This window comes from Paraliobacillus quinghaiensis (genome assembly GCF_003426025.1).
Lineage (GTDB): Bacteria > Bacillota > Bacilli > Bacillales > Amphibacillaceae > Paraliobacillus_A > Paraliobacillus_A quinghaiensis.
In genome coordinates this window covers 37,975-60,031 of the sequence record NZ_QJSH01000005.1, presented here as the reverse complement: position 1 = coordinate 60,031, position 22,057 = coordinate 37,975, and the positions used below count along the sequence as shown (strand labels likewise).

Genomic DNA, 22,057 nt, shown 5'->3' with positions numbered 1-22,057 from the left:
TGAGCCAATTAAAATGGTCGTAGCACTTGGAACTTTACCAGTTGCTTTGCTTGTCGTTCCTCATTTGTAAACACTAGTCGCGTTAAGCTCCCTTCAGGATCTTGTCCAATGCTTCCTAACTCGTGAATTCTTTTCCATAACCGTTCGTTATTTATTTTCATCGTGCACCACCTGACTTGAATACTCATCTATCCTACAGATTACATACATTACTCAACATTACTTCTTTGCCGTAACTATTTATTCTAATTATCATATCACTAATCACTATCGACAAGAAAGTTTATTTTCAGAAAATTAACAAGTAAAATGGTTTTGTGAAATATAATTGGCGTACACTATCCTATAGTAAATATTTGGTGATTTAAACTCAGATTTTAAAATATATTTGTAATTAAAGTTATAATAGAAGAAACGCATAAGACATTGGTTTTGTACGATTTTAAAATCTCATCCAACACATAAATTTATTATGGTAAGCTTTAATAAATTAACCAAAGGAGATTAGAATATGAACAAAGACGCACTAACGTTTTGGAATAACTATTGGAAAGAAAAAGATCTAACACCACCAGAGAATTATACTGCATGGCAATTTGGGTCTGAGCCGGATACATTGGCACAGCTTGTGTGTGACAGAAAAAAGACTGCGACATGCTCTAACCACACCTTATATCAAGTAGAAAATGAGCCACTCCCTGCTGTTGGAGAATATAGTATCATTTTGGATAGCCAAGATAAGCCAGTGGTTATAATAAAGACGATCGAAGTAACCATTTTGCCAATGAATGAAGTGCCAGAGGAATTTGCTGTCGCTGAAGGTGAAGGTGATGGTTCTTATGAATATTGGTGGAGAGAACACAAGAAAATTTTCACACAGGAAATGAAAGAGTTAAATAAACCTTTTCAAGAAGATATGCTGTTAGTCTGTGAAAGATTCGAAGTCGTAGATTAATACTTACTTTAACCAATTAGTACTGAAGTTTATGTGGTTGTGCATAATAGTGCTGATCTTAGAAAAACTATACATGTACTTTAACACCAATAAATTTTGGAGGACATTTATATGGCACAAGCAAATTTACATCAAGAATTACAAAGAATCAGTGATCAAATACAAGCAGCACAGCAAGCTGTACTACAGGCGCAAGGAACTGATTCTAACCTTTTACAACAGGCACATCAGCAACTGCAACAAGCAGAAGACGCACTCGAAAGCACGAGAATTCAAGTAGGAACTGAGGCAACAGACAACCCACAATTCCAGCAAGCTTCCGAAGAATTACACGATATTCGTCAACAAGTGCAAGAAGCCCAGCAAAATAATAGTGATGTTTTATAATATTTGCAAAAATAATTCCTCTAATCGAGGAGTTATTTTTTTGAGTTTAAACATTAGGTGATGCGCACAATTCAATCTAAATTAATAACGAATGATTAGTTGTACAGTATAATGATAATAAGGTTATTGAATAATGACGGACTAGAAAGGAGTTGTTTATAATCGGGTACATTGAAGATCTGCGTGAACTTGTCGGTCATAGACCATTAATATTTGTTGGATCTGTTGTAATTATTTTAGATCAAAACGGTAAATTATTATTACAAAAAAGAAAATACCCATATGGTACTTGGGGCATACCTGGTGGACTAATGGAATTAGGCGAGTCAACAGAAGAGGTTTGCCGTCGTGAAGTATTAGAAGAAACTGGACTTGTTATAGATCATCTAGAGCTTATTAATGTTTATTCAGGTTCTGATCATTTTGTAATTGCTGAAAATGGGGATGAATTTTATGTTGTAACTGTTGCCTATTTTACAAAAGGTTTTACAGGTAATTTACAGGTTGATCGTTCTGAGTCAATAAAATTTGAATTTTTCTATCCGAAAGACCTGCCTGATAATATTGTGAAAAGCCATCGTGTTATATTAGATGAGTTTCTAGAACGATTCTATACACTACGTGATAATTAAACCTCGTTACGGGTGTAGTATTTTTGGGCCATCCAGAATAGATGGATAGCCATATATCTAGAACATTCATTTTTGCTATTAATTAAAGCTCTACTTCCAATCGATTAAGCTTTTTATTATCACCCATAACGATCAATATGTCTCCTCTTTCAATTTCCACATCGTCTGAAGGAATCATTGAGACAGTTTCTTCATCCTTCTTAATTGCAATCACTTTACACTTGAATTTTTGCTGTACTTTCAAGTTGGCAATTGTTTTGCCTATAATTTTATCACTTGCAACGACTTCAATAATACTATGCTTGTTCGATAACTCAATATAATCAACAATCTTATCTGATGTAATGTGATGTGCAATTCTTCTAGCCATATCGCGTTCCGGATGAATGATTTTATCCGCACCGATTTTCTCTAGAATCTTTTGGTGGTATTCATTACGAGCCTTAACCCATATTTGCTTCACATTCATTTCTTTTAACAACATAGTTACCAAGATACTAGACTCTAGATCACCGCCAAAACTAATAATTGCAACATCAAAGTTACTGATCCCCACTGATTTGAGGGACTCTTTGTCCATTGCATCCAATGTTGCAACATGACTGGCAACGTCTTCGTATTTCTGAACCCGCTCTTGGTCCTTATCAATTGCCATTACATTAACACCTTCATTGACCAGCTCTTTGCACATACTTCCACCAAATCTACCTAATCCCATCACAACAAACTCTTTTTTCTCTGATTTCACATTGGTAATTCCTTTCGATACTATTTCTATTTTATTAGTATGATCAATTTAACCTTTATCTAAAAACAAAAATAAATTCTATTATGTAACTTTTTATCACTTAGTGCCTTTGAATAACTAGCTTACCACAACAATAAAATTGAGGTAAAGATGTCATAGATATTTTAACCTAGAAAAGCCCAATCATAAAAATGATTGGGCTTTTCAAATTAAGCTATTCTTCCATCACATTTCCTTTTGCAGGAATCGGATTATCTTGCAGTAGTTTTGCAAAATAAATCGTGTTATATGCCAGCATCTCAACATGCTTCTGAGTGAATGCATTATTCTTACCATTAGCATCAATAAACGATGGACCTGGTCCTGCTTCTCCGACCCAATACGTATCAACATTTGGTGGAATCACAAACCCTATATGCGATAAACCATACAATACCGAATTTGCTGCATGTTTAGCACCATCTTCATTGCCTGTTATCACTACTCCACCTACTTTATTGTAGTAGATGGATTGTCCTTTTTCATTTGTTAAACCACTTCCTCCATATAACCGTTCAATTGCAACTGTAGCTAGGCTACTTTTTTCACCTAACCAGACAGGTGTTCCAATAATAACTATATTCGCTTCCTTTACTTTTTTCAGGATAAGTGGCCATTCGTCCCCATTTCCCATATCATCACTTATACCAAACGGAATATGGTAGTCTGCTAATCGTAAACTTTCTGTTTCTACTTCTTCCTCATGATAAATTTTGCTTACTTGCTCATAAAGTGCTTCTGTATGTGACGGGTCTTTACTACTCTTTAAAGATGCATTCAAAAACAGAGCTTTAATTTGACTCATCTTTACCCTCCTTATTCGATATCTATTATTCTCATACCCATAATGAAACCTGATAAATCTTTTTTTCTTACTTGAATATGAGGAGAATGTGCTAAACTAAATTGGAAGGATATGCCGATTCAATAATTTATTTCAGAAAGAAGGGATAAGATTGGTTGAATTTAGTTTAAATTCAAGTTCGAAGAAGAAACCTAGAGGCTTGGGTAACTTGGATGAAAAAGGATGCTTCGCACAACGGACAAGATATCGCCCTAATCCGATTGGTATATCTACAGCGAGAATATTATCTATCTAAGATAATACTCTTCTTGTCAGTGGACTAGATGCTAATAATAGAACCAAAGTGTTAGACATCAAACCATATATTCCAGAATTTGATTCGAGAACCGATGTACATGTGCCTGATTGGATGCAAGATTTGATGCAGCATTATTTCTAGAATACCCCAAATTATTTCCATGGAAATAATTTTGCACACTAAATCTTTATCTTTAATATGAAACGTATTAATCGTTAATCGTGTATACCTATATTATGTTTATACTTATTAACAATCAGGTATAGTTTTTATATAACTACTAAATCAAGGAGGATAAAACAATGGAACGTATTATTTTTGTAGAAACAGGAACTGGTATGGATACACATGGTCAAGATGTAACGAAAGCTGCTGTTCGTGCGGTAGAGAATGCAATTCATTATAATTCAATGCCTGGCTTGAAATATTACTTGCCTGAGCAGTCCCTTCACAATATGAAGGTAAATGTGAAAGTAGCTGTACCTGCTGATAAGGAACTATTGGATAAAGAAAAAATTATTGCAGAAATCCCTTATGGCACTGTTACCGTTGAAGTAATTGATGGTGGCATGGCTACATCAAGTGGAATTGTTTTAGAAGAGCAAGAAGATAAAAGTGATTTAATGTATATTGTTAATGCAGCTGTAGAAGTTGGGTACTAGAATAAGCACTTTTCTATTTCTCCACTCTTTTTTCTGATATAATGTAAACGCTAAAGTTCAATGGAGTTTTTTTATCTTTAGCGAAAAAGTTAATTAGACTACCAAAAAGGAGGAATGCAACATGACATATTTACCAGCAAGTGATCGATATGATCAGATCCCTTACAACCGTGTTGGGAATTCTGGTTTGAAACTGCCCGCAATTTCCCTTGGACTTTGGAACAATTTTGGTGGGGAAGATGTAGTAGAAAACCAACGCAAGATGCTACGTCGAGCTTTTGATTTAGGTATTACTCATTTTGATTTAGCAAATAATTATGGCCCACCACCGGGTTCTGCAGAAGAAAATTTTGGTTCTATCTTAAAGAAGGATTTTCAAGCCTATCGAGATGAGCTGATTATCTCTACTAAAGCTGGATTTGGAATGTGGGAAGGACCATATGGAGATTGGGGTTCAAAGAAATATCTTGTATCTAGTTTAGATCAAAGTTTAAAGCGATTACAATTAGACTATGTAGATATTTTTTATCATCATCGTCCAGATCCTGAGACACCTTTAGAGGAAACAATGGCTACGCTTGATTTAATGGTCCGTCAAGGAAAGGCGCTCTACGTTGGAATTTCGAATTATGGTGCAGCAGATACTGAAAAAGCTGTTGAGATACTACAAAAACAAGGGACACCATTTATTATTCACCAAGCCGCTTATTCCATGTTTAATCGTTGGGTTGAAGATGGCTTAACGGATGTTTTAGAGAAAGCAGGTGCAGGTTGTATTGCCTTTGTTCCATTAGCACAAGGGTTGTTAACCAACAAATACTTAAATGGCATTCCTAAAGATTCACGTGCAGCAAAAGAACATATTCCGTTTTTAAATAAAAAAGATGTTTCAGATGATGTCATCGAAAAAGTGAATCAGCTAAATGATATTGCAAAAGAACGTGGACAATCCTTAGCACAGATGGCTCTTGCTTGGGTTTTACAAGAAAAAACTGTTGTCTCGGCTTTGATTGGTGCTAGTCGTGTCAGTCAAATTGAAGAGAATGTTAAAGCGCTTGACAATAAAGATTTTTCAAACGATGAGCTGCAAATAATTAATAAAATCTTAAAATAGAAGATACTTAGACTTTTTAGGTACTTCTTAAATCAATGATTCAAAAGGATTATCGTGAAAATCCGTCTAGAAAACTAGACGGATTTTTCATTTCTACTATTTACTCGGATATGATACAAGGAATTCTGCTTGTCCATTAAATTGATAAGTATCAACTGTTGCTGGTATAACGAAGTGATCACCTTTTTCAATTGCAAATGCTTTGCCATCTACTATGATTTTCGCTTTCCCTTCTACTACACTAACTTGCAGAAAATCAGCATCCTTTTCTTTTTCAGTAGCACCATCTAAATCCCAGTGGTACACCGTAAAATATTTTTCAGTAACCAATCTTTTAGCTTTCAAACCGCCAGTTACCTCTTCTAGCTGATCATAATTTGGTGTTTGGTGCGGCACAGTTGTTACTTCTATCGCTGCATCCAAATGTAACTCACGTGTATTACCTTGGGCATCAGTACGATCATAGTCATATACACGGTATGTAATATCAGAGCTTTGTTGTGTTTCTAAAATGACAATTCCTTTACCAATAGCGTGAATCGTACCACTTGGAACATAAACAAAGTCACCGGCTTTTACAGGTACACGTCGTAGTAGCTCATCCCACTTGCCTTCATCGACCATTTGCTCAAGCTCTTCACGTGTTTGTGCATGATGGCCAAAGATAATTTCAGCACCAGCATCTGCTGATAGTACATACCAACATTCTGTTTTTCCATATGGTTGCTTTTCTACTTCTCGTGCATACGTGTCATCTGGATGCACTTGAACAGATAAATCATTTGCTGCATCTAAAATTTTTATCAATAAAGGATACACTTCATTATTATCTGCGGCTTTATTAAACAATTCCCCTTTCTGTTCCCAAGCATCCTTCAATGTTTTTCCGGCAAGCGGCCCATTTGTAATAATACTTGGACCATTTGGATGAGCAGAAATCACCCAAGCCTCTCCAGTGTGCTCATAAGGAATATCATAGTTATATTCTGTTTTTAATTTTTTCCCTCCCCAAATACGTTCTTGGAATGCAGGGTTTAAAAATATTGGTTCATTATACATGTTACTTTATCCCCCTCTGGTTAATATAGTCTTTTTATATCTTATCAGAATAGAAAACAACTGTCCTCAAATTACTAAGCAAATTAAATTTTCATCCACAAACTTATACACAAAAAATAAAATTTATGATTATCAACAGATTTCAACAGGTTAAACACAGGTTTTCCACAACGATTTCCAAAATAATACTATACCAATTATCCTATTTGGTAGTAGAATAATCGTTCGCTACTAAATATAGAAAGTTATCCTCAGGGTTATGCACAGACTGTGTATAACTATTGTGTTTATTCACACTTTTTGTGTAAAAGTCCATTTTTTCTAGTGTTTTTGTCTTACGTGTTTGTGTATAAGTGATTTTTCTCTACTTCTTAGCTTTATCCACAAAAAAAATGAGCGGCAATAAAATTGCCACCCATTTTTATTTTTGTGTTGCTAATTCAAGGGTTACCTGATTTTTTGAACCTTCACGATAATAAGTGACCTCCATTGTTTCTCCAGGTTGCTTTTCTTGATATAAATGCTTTCGCAAATCTATAATGTCATTAATTTTCTTTCCGTCTAAGGCTGTAATTACATCATATGGTTCCAATCCTGCTTCAGAAGCTGGAGATCTAGGTTCTATACTTTGTAAATAGATGCCACTTTCTACGTTACTAGGTAATCCAAGGCTACGTTGCCACTCAACTTGAGCAACATCACCCAAAGAATAAGCTTCAACTCCTAAAAAAGCTCTAGTCATTTCACCTTCAGTTTCTAATTCTTCAATAACCGGAATCGCTGCATCAACAGGAATTGCAAAACCAATTCCCTCAACAGAGGACTGCGCGATCTTCATCGAATTAATTCCAATTAATTGCCCGTTAATATTGATTAACGCGCCTCCACTATTACCAGGATTAATAGCCGCATCAGTTTGAATAACTTCAGTCTGCCAGTCTGCTCTACCATCTCCATTAAAATCTTGTGGAATAGCTCGTTTTTTTCCACTAATAATACCTTGTGTGACAGAACCAGACAAATCGAGACCTAAAGGATTACCAATCGCAATTGCGGGTTCTCCTACCTTGACTAGTTCGGAGTTACCAATCTCCACTACGCCTTGAACTGCTGTACCATCCATCTCTAGAACAGCTAAATCTGTAAATAGGTCGCTTCCTCTTAACGAAGCAGCTAAGCGCGTCCCATCTGCTAATATTACTTCGATTTGGTCTGCACCTTGGATTACGTGGTGATTGGTCACAACAAAAGCACGATCACCAGAAAGCTTATAAATCACACCAGAACCTGTTCCTTCACTTGTTTGCCCCCCAAAGATTGATTGTGAAGTTGAACTTTCTATTCCAACCACAGTAGGGGCAACCTTTGAGACAACATCTGTAATTTGTGTTGACACGTCCACACTTAAAGGTTGTAAGGATCTTGCTGTATTTCCATTTCCTATATTATTTGCTTTTAAATTTTGATCTTCTAGATGTATTTGATATGGTAAAAGATCATATTGCACTAAACTTGGAAGTACAACAGCAAATAGAAATGCACCAAGTACTAAACCAACTACAAATGTTAAAAGAACTCTCGGTCGTTTTTGTTTTTTAGGTTTCCTGGTACTGGACCTTGCACCAAGTTCTTCTGAGTCTAACTCTTTTGTTTGTTGCTCTTTATTTTCATCATCATAATATGCCAATCATGCACTTCCTCTCCATGATTACATTTCTGTACTGTTAGTAGTTTGCCAAGTCCTCAATTCCTTATATAACGTTAAAAATTGGAGTAGGTGAACTTGGATCGGTGTCATGAATTTCAAGCCCGTTACCAATCGAAAAACCATACTCTCGTAAGTTATTTTCAACTGACATCCGTGCTAATTCTTTCATATTGTTATCTTTGCTCAAATGAGCCAAATAAATACGTTTTGTATTGTCACCAATAATATCCTGCAGTGCTAATGCACAATCTTCATTGGAAACGTGTCCCGTGTCACCTAAAATACGTCGTTTTACACTCCATGGATATCGGCCCATTTGTAACATGGAAACATCATGATTTGCTTCAAATATAAGAGCATCTGCATTTTCAACTGTTTTTTTAATTCGTTCTGATACATAACCAAGGTCGGTTACTAATGCCACTTTTTTTCGTTGGTGATGAAATGTATAAAACATTGGTTCTGCAGCATCATGTGATACCCCAAATGACTCCACATCTAAATCACCGAAAGTTTTAGTTTCTTCCATGTTAAACATAAACTTTTGATCAAGTGTTATTTTACCGATTGATCCTTCCATGGCTTTCCAGGTCTTTTCATTTGCGTAGATCGGTAAATTATATTTACGTGCGATAATTCCTAGACCTTTAATATGATCACTGTGTTCATGTGTTACTAAGATTTTGGTTATTTCATTTGGATCAATGGATGATTCTGATAACAAGCGATCTATTTGTTTACCACTTAATCCTGCATCAACCAATATCTTCTCTTTATCTGTCCCTATATAAAAGGCATTTCCTGTACTGCCTGAAGCTAGTACGGTAAATCTTAATGTCATTCATTCTCCACTCCAATAATTCGATTGTAGACCACTGTTAAATCATCTTTTATCATGTTTAATAACTTTGATTTTTCTTCCGCTTCCTCTACGTGAATAAATTGAAAGTTACTCTCATTTGTATTCTGCAATAGCTCTTGGTAATTTATAATTGATGTTCTAAGAAAGTCATTATTTTGTGGATAATTGTGACCCTCAATTGCATTAACAAAATACTCTTTTGTTTTATTAACTTTCACATTCCAAGTTGGATTTAACACTTGCTCTCCATTCGGTAATGATATTAAATTATGATATCCCAAATTAATGTCATTTACCTCATCTCCAGTACGTAATTCATTTGCTTTATGATATAAATTTGAGACTGCATCAATTTGTGGGATTAGGTCCTTTGTTTCTACGGTCTCTTCTTCTATTTCTAATGACGTTTGTACATATTGCAGCATTTCACTATCATCGTTGACCTGGATTAATAAAAGGGCATTCGTATTATAATAAATTGGATAATCCATTACTTGAAAGAAGATAAGTAAACCTGATCGTTCATCTTTTCCCCAAAACATATAATCACCACTGTTTACTATTACCCTACTTAATGTTTCTTTGTAAGCTTCTTCATTGTTCATATTAATAGCAACTGGTTCATTGAATTGTCCGAACATAACGGTATCATTGATAATTGCATTTTTTTGATTTGAAAACTGTTCTATTTGCGCAATTGATTGATCAGAAAGTGATTTGTTTTTCGCATAAATTAGTGGTGCTTCGAAAGACTCTTCTGACACATTACCTAATCCATTAATATTCAGTCTTAACTCCTCTTCTTTTGAGGATTCTTCTGGTATAAATGACTGATTTTCATCACGTTTATCTAAAAGTTGTTGGACAAGAAATATATTTAATATGAAGAAGCAGATTATGAATAGTGATTTAATTTGTCCCCATTGCACGATCAACACCTCCTACTTTTTTATCCGGTAACCTTAGTTCTTGCCAACCACTTACACCTTTTATATACCAAGTTGGTATTAGTTCATATACTTGACCTTGTCCGCCTGTTTGTTCTTCCACCTTATATCCAATTGATACATCATAGACTACAGTATCTTGATAAGACTCTCCTCTTAGAGTATTTAGGACCAATTCTGGTGTTGGTAGTGAATTCGTCACTTGACCAGGACCACGGTAATCATGCAATTGAATAAGCGGATGCGTATATTGGTAAATATTTTGATTATGCCAGTTAACAGAAATAGTCGAAATTACTTCTGAGGAATATATTGGATAACCTTTATACATTAACGTATACTTAACTAAATTTGAGTTAGCTGTCGTTGATAAATCTGATAAAAAGTATTGAAATGGTTCACTAAATGTAAAACCATTATGTGCATTGATATAATTATGCACTTGATTTAAAAGTTGATAATCTTCTATTTCTTCTTCTATTGTTTTTGATTCATTTGTTGGATTGGTAAAATCTATACTATATTTATCCCTTGTCATCCTTCTTACTCCATCTGTATATACAGTTGTACCTCCTGTCATAAATGAACTCTTAACTGTTGACGGTGTATTAAACAGCAGGTTACGAAAAGAATAAATATCTAACTGTAAATATGAAAATTGTTGTGCACCCACATTAACTTCGCTAGGTAGATAGATTGAATTTCCTAAGTGATTTTCCAATACGTAATATGGCATAAATGTATGGTTATCATAATAGGTATTTAATTTATCAACAGCTTCATTAAGATTTTGCACATGAGCACCTATTGCTGTACCTGTATTAGATCTTTCGAATATTATTTGATTATCTTGATTATCACCTGATAATAAAATATAAATCCTATCAAATGAACCGTTGGGAATTAGCATATCATCATTAACCGTGAACATGTCCGCGATTAATTCTGTTGGAAATTCGGCAGGAAAAATTATTTCCACCAAATTTTGATTTTGTTGATTTATCTCTTTATCGAGATTAATGACTCTTTGAAAGTCATATAAAGAAAAATCAAGTATTTCATTATAAAGGGTGTCTTGTTCACTTTTATCTACTAAACCTTGTGGTTCATCATTCATATGATAAAGAACCCTTGATGGTTGAGCTGTATCTTTTTTTGTTAGTTGTACACCATCTAATTGTGCATCAATTACGCTTTCATCAGGAGATGCTGGGTCAAAATCAGGCTGATAGTTCCAAATACTTAAAGTTAACAATAAACTTAATATAATTAAAACTGATAAAATAAATGTTTTCCAATTTTCAAAACTCATTTTTTCATCCCCCGCTTTCGATTAATAAGCGGTAATGTGAAGAAAATAGTAGTACCTTTCCCCTCAGCACTCTCTGCCCATATTTGTCCATGATGTGCATTAATAATTTCTTTCGCAATGGCTAGTCCAAGACCCGTTCCACCAAGTTGTCTTGACCTTGCTCGATCTGCACGATAAAACCGTTCAAATATCTTATCTAATTTTTCTCTCGAAATACCTGGGCCTTTATCGGAGATACTCACTTTAATTCGTTGTTTTTCTTTTATAACTCCAAATGTTATTTTACCGCCTTTTGACGAATATTTAATTGCATTAGACATGACATTATCAATAACTTGAATAATCTTATCTTTATCTATCCATAGAAACAGACTGTCTTTCGGTATATGACGTTCAATCACTATTAATTCCTCTTTATTCATTTCAAAGCGATCAAGAACATGATGGAAAAATGGGACGATATTAACTCGCTCTTTATACATCGATTGTTCTTTATGATCCATTTTTGATAATTGTAATAGATCGTTTACTAAACGTATCATCCGCTCTGTCTCGTTTTGTGTGACTTCTAGGAATTGTGGTGCAATCTCTTTATCTTCCCATGCCCCATCTATTAATGCTTCCATATAACTACGCATAGTTGTTAATGGTGTCCTTAATTCATGTGATACATTGGACACAAATTCACGTCTTTCTTTTTCAACCTTTTCTTGTTCTGTTACATCACTTATAACAGTTATCAGACCAGAGAATTGCTCATTCTCATCTTGTACAGTAGAAAAATTTGCTTTAATTAAAAAGAATTGTTCATCATCACTAAAGTCAATGGTGATCGAACCCGCTTCTTGAAACTCAGTTAAATCTATCTTTTTATCTTCAAGTTGAAGCACATCAATGATTGATTGCCCTTTTACTTCCTCAAAAGATTTCCCAATTAAAATCGCTGCTGGCTCATTCATCAAAGTGATTATCCCTTTTTCATTTGTGGAAAGTACACCATCAGACATATTGGATAAGACCGAACTCAATTTTCTTCGTTCCTCTTCTGTTGTATGATTTGCCTGTTTAATCTTTTCGTTCATATCATTAAAAGTCATTGCAAGCTGACCAATCTCATCCGTGCCGTATACATTTACTTTTTGTGAAAAGTCACCTTGAGACATAATCATTGCTTGTCTTCGCATTTCTGTGATCGGTTTTGTAATAGCCCTTGCTACTAAAATACCTACTAATGCCGATATAATAATCGCAATTAATGTTCCATTCAAGAAAATATTGTTAATATTATCAAGCTGGTCATATACTTCTTCCATTGAAGCCTCTAAATAAATCGCACCCAGCGGTTCGTCCTCATCGTAGAGTGGAACAATTCGAACCAGTCTGCGTTCACTTGTTTGTGTATCACGTTGAATTGCTCGTTTGGTTGTACCATAAATAATTGCCGGCCGTACTCCACTATCTCCAGTTACTAATTTTCCAATATCCTCTTGTGCATTTGTCCCAATAATACGAAATTGTCTATCGATTACTTGTAATTTTGAATACACATCACTTCGTCCATATAATCCAACAATATCTTCTACATCATCCTGTAATGTTGGACCACTTCCATCTTCTGGTCTTTCTTTCTTTAATGCCTCTTCTAGGTTATAACTTAGGACATCCAAGCGTTCATCAACGTTTTCTTCAAAACTTTCTGTTAGATCATTTTCTAATCTTTGCGCAAAATAGGAACCGATCACTTGAATCGCTAACAAAAGCAATAAAATCATAATGATAATAATTTTCCACTGCATTGATTGAAAAAGCTTAACCTTCTTCATAAAGCATTACTCCTGTTTGGGGTTTCGTAAATAATATCCAACACCTCTTCTAGTTACAATCCAAAGGGGAGAACTTGGATTATCTTCAATCTTTTCACGTAGACGGCGGACTGTCACATCAACTGTTCGTACATCACCATAGTAATCATACCCCCAAACAGTTTCTAATAAGTGTTCACGGGTCATTACTTGTCCGATATGTCTCGCTAGATAATGTAATAATTCAAATTCCCGATGTGTTAACTCTACATGTTCGTTTTCTTTTGTGACTGTATAAGCATCTGGATGGATTACAAGCGAACCAATTTGAATATCTTTATTTACTCTTTGGTTATCACTAGGTACTTGTTGTTGTCTTCTTAAATTAGCCTTAACACGAGCAATAACCTCCCGATTGCTAAATGGTTTTGTTACATAATCATCGGCACCTAACTCCAGTCCCAACACTTTATCTATCTCAGAGTCTTTTGCGGTAAGCATAATAATAGGCATAGAATGGTCTTTGCGTATCTCACGGCAAACTTCATTCCCATCTCTATTTGGTAACATAATATCTAATAGTAATAAGTCTGGATTTTCCTCATTTGTTACTTTGATTGCTTCATCTCCATCATAAGCACAAACAACTTGATATCCTTCTTTTTCTAGATTAAATTTTAATATATCTGCAATTGGCTTTTCATCATCTACAACTAATATTTTTTGACTCATGGTAAAGCCTCCTTTTTTACAAACTACTCTCATCTTTTATTTTATCGTACTTTAGCCTAAATGTCTTTTTTTTGCAAGCCTCTTTTAGCAAACAATGTTGCTTTTATTCAAACTTGATAGAAAATACGTATTAGCTAACTAATAACGTGAGTTACTAACCCTAACCCGCTACACAGTGAAATGGACTCGCTTTCCGTGGGCACGGCTTCAGCTAACTCGGAAAAGCAAAGATCGCTTTCCGAGTGGATCTTCAGCTCGCGCTGTTCCCACAGGAGTCTCGCCCATTTCACTTGCTTCGCTAGTTTTGTCTATAAACATATATTGAATGCCGTCACTAAAGCTTTAAAATCAAATAATAATGTTACGAAGCATTCCTTGTCCTACGGGAACAGCGAATGTTTCCGATGGGGCGAGTAATCGCAGTCCGACGAGCCGAAAATCCATTTTTAGAAGTGACTTTCTTCTAAAAATTAGTTGAGGCCGTGCCCGTGGAAAGGGAAAGCCTTTGGGGACTGCGATTACTCGCCCCACCAAAACCACTGCTGACGGAGCGGGTTAGTAACTTACGTTACTATAGTTAATGCAAAGTTTATATAAACTTTGTCATAAATAACTAGCTTCTATAGAATTCCCTCATTGAGTATGATGAAAACCCTTGTTGCATTTTTGCAACAAGGGTTTAGACTTCGATATATTGAGGTATATCAATTATATATTAAATTAGAATAGTCCTGCTGGGTTAATTCTTTGACCATTTTTATAAGCTTCGATGTGTAAATGTACACCTGTTGATCTTCCTGTTGTTCCCATAACACCAATTTTACTTCCTTGTGGAACTGTTTGACCTGCACGAACACTGATAGAAGCAAGGTGTGAGTAAGTTGTCTTATAACCATTATTATGATTAATAACAATATGATAACCATAACCACCACTGTGCCATCCCGCTGATTCAACCGTTCCATTATCAGCAGCTAAAATAGCACGATTACTAGGTCCCGCAATATCCATACCCTTGTGATAGGACCCCCATCGAGGACCCATATGACTAGAGATATATCCGCCAACTGTTGGCCAAGTGAACTCACCCGTACCTCTATGAGGAACAACTTTTGTTCCTTTAACAATAATTTCTTTTACCGGTTCTTTGGTTACCTCTTCTTTTATTACTTCTTTAGAAGTAATTTTACCGTTCACAATCTCTAATGCATATTGTACTTCTTTTTTTCCTTCTTGACCTGACTGTTTTACCTGTGAATCGCCCTTATAAATAGCATCTGAATACTGTACTTCTCTTTCATATTTAATTTCTTCTTCTACTAACTTCTCTTCATTTACAATTACATTTACATAAGGCGCATAGTCTGTCACATTTATTTCTTGACCAATTTGAAGAATCGAATCTTCAGTTAGATCGGGGTTGATATCTAACAATTGTTCCATATCTAGTTCATACTGCCCCGCAATCGAACCAAGCACATCCCCTGCTTCTACAGTATGGATTTTATCTTCTAAAGTTCCTTTTTCTAATAGCTTCATTCCATCATCTACTGTTAAAATATTAGACTTTGAAACTTTTTGCTCTTCAAGTGAAACATTTTCGGACAGTTCTACGTCTAATATTATAGAATCACCGACAGATAAAGACTGTGTAGATTCATCTTCAACATCTTCAGACTTAGTTTCATCAGACATAAGTGAGATTTCTGCTTCTTCTAAAGATTGAAGCGTTTCTTTATCTACGTATTTTTCTTTATAGGTTTGTAATGTTTTTTCTGCAGTTTCTTTATCTTTAAAATACCCTACTACATTATCATCAATTTGTAGCGCATAAGCATTAACTTGAATCGTTATATCATCTTCTACTTTATCCAATACTTTTTCGTTAGCAACCTTTGGATTAAATACAAGTTCCGGAACATAATTGATTTCTTGCTCAGTCACGTAGGAGTATGTATCATTTTCTTCTGCATGTTCTTTGATTAGGTTATCTACATAGGATGTAATGACTTCTTTATTATCAATTGTTCCAATGTGTTCTGCATCTACATACACATGGTATACAGTTTCAATGTTGTCATCATCTGCATATGCAACATTAAATGTTAAACCGATGCCAATAGTAGTAATTAACGCAGTTTTCTTCAATAATCCAAAGTGCATTAATTTCTCGTTTTTCCCCATAGTCCTATTCCTCCTAAATCCTAGTACGTAAACCCCATTTAATATCTCTATCTATTTTATAACCTATTATAGGCTACCATAGAATGACTAACTATTTAAACCTTTTTAAAATAATGTAATATAACTGTATAATTGTTTCCAAAAATACCCTATTATATAGCGATTTTAGTGATTTTTATCACTATATACTATTTTTCAGGTTTATTTTTTTACAATAAATGGTTGTTATATTACAATGGGTACGCTTACATCTATGCTAATTCTCTTTTTAAGCTACATTAGTAGAATATAAACAGCTTCATTCTAATTATTTCCATATTTAACGTAAAAAAAACCCACTAAATTGATATTAGCAGGCTTTTCTATCTTTAACTGTATACACTTCTCACTTCATTCGTTTGCATTCGATCAGGACCAACTGAAAATATAGACAATGGGATTTGCGTTAATTGGGAGATACGCTCTAAGTAATGACGGGCATTCTCCGGTAGTTCATGTAAGCTTTTCACACCAGTTATATCTTCTGTCCAACCAGGTAGTTCCTCATAAATAGGCTCACAATCTGCTAAAACTTTTAGACTAGCCGGAAATTCTTCCATTACCTTACCTTTATAGCGATAAGCTGTACAAATTTTTAATGTTTCAATACCTGTTAAGACATCAATTGAATTTAACGACAAATCTGTTATACCACTAACACGACGGGCATGACGGACTACTACACTATCAAACCAACCTACACGGCGTGGGCGTCCTGTAGTCGTGCCATATTCATTACCAACTTCTCTAATTTTATCCCCAACAGCATCGTGTAGTTCCGTTGGGAATGGTCCATCTCCCACACGAGTAGTATAAGCCTTCGATACACCCACTACGTGATCGATTTTGGTTGGACCTACACCGGAACCTATGGTAACTCCTCCAGCGATAGGGTTAGATGAGGTTACAAATGGATAGGTCCCTTGATCTATGTCTAACATAACACCTTGTGCTCCCTCAAATAATACACGACGCCCTTGATCAAGTGCATCATTTAAAACAACTGATGTATCTATAACATATTTAGCAATTTCTTGACCATATTGGTAATATTCTTCTAAGATATCTTCTACTTTCATCTCTTCTATCTCATAAACTTTAGAAAATAAACGATTTTTTTCTGCTAAATTTTGCTCTAATTTTTCTCGAAAAGCTTCTTTATCTAACAGGTCTGCAATACGAATCCCGACTCTTGCAGCTTTATCCATATAAGCTGGACCTATTCCCTTTTTAGTTGTACCAATTTTATTAATGCCTTTTTCTTCTTCTTGTAAGAAATCTAGTTTCAAGTGATACGGCAAAATAACATGTGCACGGTTGCTAATTCTTAAGTTGTCTGTATTAACATCTTTATCATGAAGATACTTTAACTCTTCAACAATTGCTTTTGGATCAATTACCATACCGTTTCCAAGAACAGATGTCTTTTCTTGAAAAAAGATACCTGATGGAATCAAGTGTAACTTATAAGTCGCACCATCAAATTTAATTGTGTGTCCTGCGTTATTTCCACCTTGGTATCGTGCTACAACCTCTGCATTTTGTGATAGAAAATCGGTAATCTTTCCTTTTCCCTCATCGCCCCATTGTGTCCCAACTACAACTACTGATGACATTTTCGGCACCTCCGCCAAATATATTTTATAACTTAATTATCAGTTCTATTTCGTTCCTATTATTAATCTAAAACTTTAGATCAACACGCCAAAATTAGTGTACCAATCTATTGTTACCTTGTCAACAAAATATACGAACGTTTAATATAAAATATACATATTCGTTCGACTTTATGGTTTTCTTTAAAAGTTCAAAATAAATGTAAGTTATCTACATATTTCACATGCTCAGCTTTTAAATACCGATTATCTTAGTGTCTTCTATTACCATTTAATATATTAAAACCCATTAACTAAAATATTATAAAGTTTATTTGCAAATGAAAACAAACTTTATGCAAGGTAGTTGTTTATATTAATTTGATAGTAATGATCGTGGCATTAAATTAAAACAGTATTTTTTTATGCGGCGCGAATCATAGAACTTCTTGACGAATGGAAATATATTGTTATAAAATAAACATGTCCATAGGAGGTGCTAATCATAAAAAAGTTTAAATTTAATTTTCCAAAAATTACAAATAATATGATTAACAAAAAACAAAATGAGGACAAGCAATCAGAAGTGCAAAATAGCAAAAAATTCAGGTTTAAGGCCAAAAAGCCCAAGCTAGCAAAGCCTAAATTTGGAAAGGTTAGGTTGAACAGCATAAAAACTAAATTGATGTTGTTAATTATAACGCTAGTAACCATTCCGTTCATAGTTGTAAGCGTTATCAACTATAACCAAAGTTCTTCCATTATTAAGGAAAATTTCGAGTCTTCTATGGAAGATAGTTTATTTGCGACGAGCTACACGACGTCGGAAGTGCTAAGTCAAGTAACTGCAGAACTATTGCAAGTTGCTTCGAATAAAACATTCAAACAAGCGATAAGGAATTATGAAGAAGAGCCTGAAGATTTTTATTTGATCGAAAATCAGTTGGAGGAATTTTTAACAGTAACAGCTATAAATAGCAATAATTTAATAGATAGTATTTTCGTATTCACACAGGAAGGAAAAGTGTTTGAAGGTGGGGCTTCATACGCAGGTGACAGAGGTGAAAATGCGTTCGAAGATACAGAATGGTTTAAAGAGAACCAAAATAAGAAAGGTGCTTATTGGTATAAAAGACACACCTATAAATACGCCGACGAAGATATAATAAGTTATATTGTGCCTATCAAAAATACTAGAGAAGAACCTTATAGAGCAATTGTAAAAGTAAATGTATCTATAAAGACAGTCAAAGAAAAACTAGGTATGAAATCTGCCGATAGTGAAAATGAGAAATTAGCATTACTTAATAGCAACGGTTTAGATGTATTAAACGATAAAGAAATATTAAACGGAATTACATTTAACGAAGATAACGAAAAAGTCCACAGTTTTGAACAGGAAAAAGATGGACATACAAATTTTGTCTCATATAAGAGTATCAATGGAACCGAATGGTTTTTGGTCTCAACCGTAAACCTAGACACATTAACAGAATCATTAAACGAGGTTCGAGAGTCCGCAATCTTTATTCTACTAATTGTATTAGCATTAACTGCAATTATAGGTTATTTTATTGCTGCATCATTCACAAAACCCATTCAAAAATTCATTACGCATTTCGAAGAGGTGGGTAACGGAAACTTGACTACGAGAATGGACTCAAATAGAAAAGATGAATTTGGCCTTTTGGCTAAAGGATACAACAACATGAGCGACAAATTAGTGAGTCTTATATCACAAGTGAAAGTTACTTCTAAAACGTTACTAGATTCAGGTGACGTTATTAATAAGAACTCAGATAAAATTAAAAATTACGCTTCAGATATTAAAGAATCTAGTAACCATATAACTTCTGGCGTTAACGAACAAACAATGGATATCCAAAACGGAGTTACATTAAATACAGAACTTTCTAGTTCTATATCTGAAGTAGTTGCGATGATTGAAGAAGTGGAGAGAAGCACTAAAGAAACGAAATCGTCCAGTCACAGAGGAGAAGAACAGATCAATCACCTATCTGAACAATCGAAAGAAACGTTGAAAAAGGTGAAAGAAATTGTGTTGAATGTGCAAACGTTAGCACAAAGAACAGAAAAAATTAATAATATAACAGAGGTTATCACGGACATAGCCAAACAAACTAACCTTTTATCACTTAATTCATCTATTGAAGCAGCACGTGCTGGTGAACATGGAAAAGGCTTTGCTGTTGTAGCTAACGAAGTGAAGAAATTAGCAGATAAAGTACATGCCTCTTCCGAAGAAATAACAAATATAATCAAAGATGCTCAAGAAAGCACTGATGCAATACTTCACAACACCAATGAATTAGAAGAACAAAACACACTACAAATAGAAACATTTGAAAAAACATTAAAAGAATTTGAGGATATTATCAACGGTGTCCAAATTGTTGAACAAAACACGATCAATTTAAACAATGAAGCAAATAATATGCAAGAGCATAATACAGAGCTAAGTGACATGATTACAAACTTATCCGCATTTTCTGAAGAAACACTTTCTGGCTGTGAAGAAGTCGAACAGTCCACTCAAAACCAGGAAGGAATGACAAAAGAACTAGGAGAACAAATCAAGAGAATGCAACAAGAATTGCATAAATTAACACAACAAATAACTCAATTCCAAGTTGACAAGGAATAGAGGGTTACAACACCAATTGCAACATAGAAAAAGAGCATTCAAATATGAATGCTCTTTTTTTATCCGCCCACACCTACTGGTGGTATATCTGCTTCATCGTATCGGTGGTCTAAATCTACGAACTTATTATATTCTTTTACAAAAGCCAGTTCTACGGTTCCAACTGGACCATTACGCTGTTTAGAAATAATAATCTCTATAATATTTTGTTTCTCAGATTCTTGATCATAATAATCATCACGGTACAGGAAGCCAACAATATCCGCATCTTGCTCAATACTTCCTGATTCACGTAAGTCAGACATCATCGGACGTTTATCTTGTCTAGATTCTACTCCACGAGAAAGCTGTGACAGGGCAACCAACGGCACATTTAATTCCCTTGCTAGTCCTTTTAAAGAACGAGAGATTTCTGATACTTCTTGCTGTCTATTTTCTTTTGAACTTCCACCACTACCTTGGATGAGCTGCATATAATCAATTAATATCATCCCAAGACCATGTTCTTGCTTTAGACGACGACATTTAGAACGTATTTCATTAACACGAATCCCTGGTGTATCGTCAATAAAAATTCCAGCATTTGATAGACTCCCCATTGCCATCGTTAATTTTCCCCAGTCTTCTGCTTCTAAATTACCTGTTCGAAGACGTTGTGCATCGATATTACCTTCTGCACATAACATACGATTTACCAATTGGTCTGCACCCATCTCTAAACTAAAGATCGCTACATTCTCATCGGTTTTTATTGCCACATTTTGCGCAATATTTAAGGCAAATGCTGTTTTACCTACAGAAGGACGGGCTGCAACGATAATTAAATCATTACGTTGAAAACCAGAGGTGATTTTATCTAAATCACGAAATCCGGTTGGAACTCCAGTTACATCTGCTTCATTTAAATGCAATTGCTCAATGTTGTCATACACATCAATCAAAACATCTTTAATGTTTTTAAAAGCACCAGCATTCTTTCGATTAGATACTTCAAGTATATTCTTTTCGGCATCACTCAGTACTTCTTCTACTTCATCTTCTTTTGAGAAGCCTTCAGTAACAATATCCGTAGCAGTTCGGATCAACCTACGTAACAGTGCTTTTTCTTCAACAATTTTTGTATAGTAACCAATGTTGGCAGCGGTAGGAACTGCATTGGCTAAATCACTTAAATAAGATACGCCACCGACATCATCTAGCAATTTTGAATTCGACAAGGCGGTTGTAACTGTTACTAGGTCAATTGGCTCTCCTTTGTCTGATAGCTGCGTCATGATCTGAAAAATGCGTTGATGACTTGCACGATAAAAATCTGCTGGAAGTAACAATTCCGAAGCTGTTGACATTGCATCAGGTTCTAAGAAAACCGCACCCAAGACTGCCTGTTCCGCTTCAATATTATGTGGTGGTGTCCGTTGTTCATTCCACTCTTCACTCATGCAGTTCCTCCCCTTTCTTGTTGTAAAATAGTTCAAATAGATGATCGAATGATAGGATGAAACCTACCATTCG

General features: G+C 34.9%; 19 protein-coding genes and 1 pseudogene. 7 read left to right on the top strand and 13 right to left on the bottom strand.

The features are described 5' to 3' along the window. Positions 1–8: 8 nt before the first annotated feature. Complete coding sequence (locus D2K40_RS16615; RefSeq protein WP_229666637.1) at positions 9–161, bottom strand: hypothetical protein; 153 nt, start codon at positions 159–161, stop codon at positions 9–11. Between the two features lie 350 nt (positions 162–511). Here D2K40_RS16615 and D2K40_RS05145 point away from each other — a divergent pair, with 350 nt between their 5' ends. The 3 genes from D2K40_RS05145 (at position 512) to D2K40_RS05135 (ending at position 1,974) form a co-directional block, all read left to right on the top strand. Then, positions 512–955 (top strand): ASCH domain-containing protein, encoded by a 444-nt coding sequence (locus tag D2K40_RS05145; protein ID WP_117153632.1) that lies wholly within the window; start codon positions 512–514, stop codon positions 953–955. A 111-nt stretch (positions 956–1,066) separates the two neighbouring features. Then, the gene (locus tag D2K40_RS05140; RefSeq protein ID WP_117153630.1) at positions 1,067–1,342 is read left to right on the top strand and encodes a hypothetical protein; all 276 of its coding nucleotides are present in this window, start codon (positions 1,067–1,069) and stop codon (positions 1,340–1,342) included. Between the two features lie 161 nt (positions 1,343–1,503). Further along, entirely contained in the window at positions 1,504–1,974 is a 471-nt protein-coding gene (locus tag D2K40_RS05135) for an NUDIX hydrolase (protein ID WP_117153802.1), read from the top strand. An 82-nt stretch (positions 1,975–2,056) separates the two neighbouring features. Here D2K40_RS05135 and D2K40_RS05130 read toward each other — a convergent pair whose 3' ends face one another. Together D2K40_RS05130 and D2K40_RS05125 are read right to left on the bottom strand one after the other, a co-directional pair. Continuing rightward, positions 2,057–2,722 carry a potassium channel family protein gene (locus D2K40_RS05130; protein WP_229666639.1) on the bottom strand — a complete coding sequence of 222 codons (666 nt, stop codon included), beginning with the start codon at positions 2,720–2,722 and terminating at the stop codon, positions 2,057–2,059. A 214-nt stretch (positions 2,723–2,936) separates the two neighbouring features. Continuing rightward, positions 2,937–3,566, bottom strand: coding sequence for a flavodoxin family protein (locus tag D2K40_RS05125; RefSeq protein WP_117153628.1), 630 nt, complete (start codon positions 3,564–3,566; stop codon positions 2,937–2,939). Between the two features lie 118 nt (positions 3,567–3,684). On the opposite strand from D2K40_RS05125, the pseudogene D2K40_RS05120 reads away from it, so the two are divergent. The 3 genes and pseudogenes from D2K40_RS05120 to mgrA all read left to right on the top strand — a co-directional run. After that, a pseudogene (locus tag D2K40_RS05120) lies at positions 3,685–4,005 on the top strand (TrmO family methyltransferase domain-containing protein); the annotation flags it as partial. 161 nt (positions 4,006–4,166) lie between these two features. Next, complete coding sequence (locus tag D2K40_RS05115; RefSeq protein ID WP_117153626.1) at positions 4,167–4,526, top strand: Lin0512 family protein; 360 nt, start codon at positions 4,167–4,169, stop codon at positions 4,524–4,526. Between the two features lie 121 nt (positions 4,527–4,647). Further along, positions 4,648–5,640 carry an L-glyceraldehyde 3-phosphate reductase gene (mgrA, locus tag D2K40_RS05110; protein ID WP_117153624.1) on the top strand — a complete coding sequence of 331 codons (993 nt, stop codon included), beginning with the start codon at positions 4,648–4,650 and terminating at the stop codon, positions 5,638–5,640. Positions 5,641–5,736: 96 nt separating this feature from the next. Here the strand turns inward: mgrA and manA are convergent, their stop codons facing one another. The 9 genes from manA to D2K40_RS05065 form a co-directional block, all read right to left on the bottom strand. Next, positions 5,737–6,699 (bottom strand): mannose-6-phosphate isomerase, class I, encoded by a 963-nt coding sequence (gene manA, locus D2K40_RS05105; protein WP_117153622.1) that lies wholly within the window; start codon positions 6,697–6,699, stop codon positions 5,737–5,739. 421 nt (positions 6,700–7,120) lie between these two features. Next, positions 7,121–8,386: a S1C family serine protease gene (locus tag D2K40_RS05100; RefSeq protein WP_117153621.1), complete on the bottom strand. Its 1,266-nt coding sequence runs from the start codon at positions 8,384–8,386 to the stop codon at positions 7,121–7,123. 64 nt (positions 8,387–8,450) lie between these two features. After that, positions 8,451–9,248 (bottom strand): MBL fold metallo-hydrolase, encoded by a 798-nt coding sequence (locus tag D2K40_RS05095; protein ID WP_117153619.1) that lies wholly within the window; start codon positions 9,246–9,248, stop codon positions 8,451–8,453. Further along, positions 9,245–10,198 (bottom strand): two-component system regulatory protein YycI, encoded by a 954-nt coding sequence (locus D2K40_RS05090; protein WP_162879138.1) that lies wholly within the window; start codon positions 10,196–10,198, stop codon positions 9,245–9,247. The genes D2K40_RS05095 and D2K40_RS05090 overlap by 4 nt, the downstream gene beginning before the upstream one ends. Further along, positions 10,179–11,528, bottom strand: a complete 1,350-nt coding sequence (locus D2K40_RS05085) for a YycH family regulatory protein (protein WP_117153615.1) — start codon at positions 11,526–11,528, stop codon at positions 10,179–10,181. The genes D2K40_RS05090 and D2K40_RS05085 overlap by 20 nt, the downstream gene beginning before the upstream one ends. Continuing rightward, positions 11,525–13,351 (bottom strand): cell wall metabolism sensor histidine kinase WalK, encoded by a 1,827-nt coding sequence (gene walK, locus D2K40_RS05080; protein ID WP_117153613.1) that lies wholly within the window; start codon positions 13,349–13,351, stop codon positions 11,525–11,527. The genes D2K40_RS05085 and walK overlap by 4 nt, the downstream gene beginning before the upstream one ends. Before the next feature lie 6 nt (positions 13,352–13,357). Further along, positions 13,358–14,062: a response regulator YycF gene (yycF, locus tag D2K40_RS05075; RefSeq protein WP_117153611.1), complete on the bottom strand. Its 705-nt coding sequence runs from the start codon at positions 14,060–14,062 to the stop codon at positions 13,358–13,360. A gap of 720 nt (positions 14,063–14,782) precedes the next feature. Then, entirely contained in the window at positions 14,783–16,246 is a 1,464-nt protein-coding gene (locus tag D2K40_RS05070) for a M23 family metallopeptidase (protein ID WP_229666640.1), read from the bottom strand. 368 nt (positions 16,247–16,614) lie between these two features. Further along, entirely contained in the window at positions 16,615–17,901 is a 1,287-nt protein-coding gene (locus D2K40_RS05065) for an adenylosuccinate synthase (protein WP_117153609.1), read from the bottom strand. Between the two features lie 766 nt (positions 17,902–18,667). Here D2K40_RS05065 and D2K40_RS05060 point away from each other — a divergent pair. After that, positions 18,668–20,545, top strand: coding sequence for a methyl-accepting chemotaxis protein (locus D2K40_RS05060; RefSeq protein WP_162879137.1), 1,878 nt, complete (start codon positions 18,668–18,670; stop codon positions 20,543–20,545). Between the two features lie 59 nt (positions 20,546–20,604). Here D2K40_RS05060 and dnaB read toward each other — a convergent pair whose 3' ends face one another. Next, positions 20,605–21,984: a replicative DNA helicase gene (gene dnaB, locus D2K40_RS05055; protein ID WP_117153605.1), complete on the bottom strand. Its 1,380-nt coding sequence runs from the start codon at positions 21,982–21,984 to the stop codon at positions 20,605–20,607. Positions 21,985–22,057: the final 73 nt, after the last annotated feature.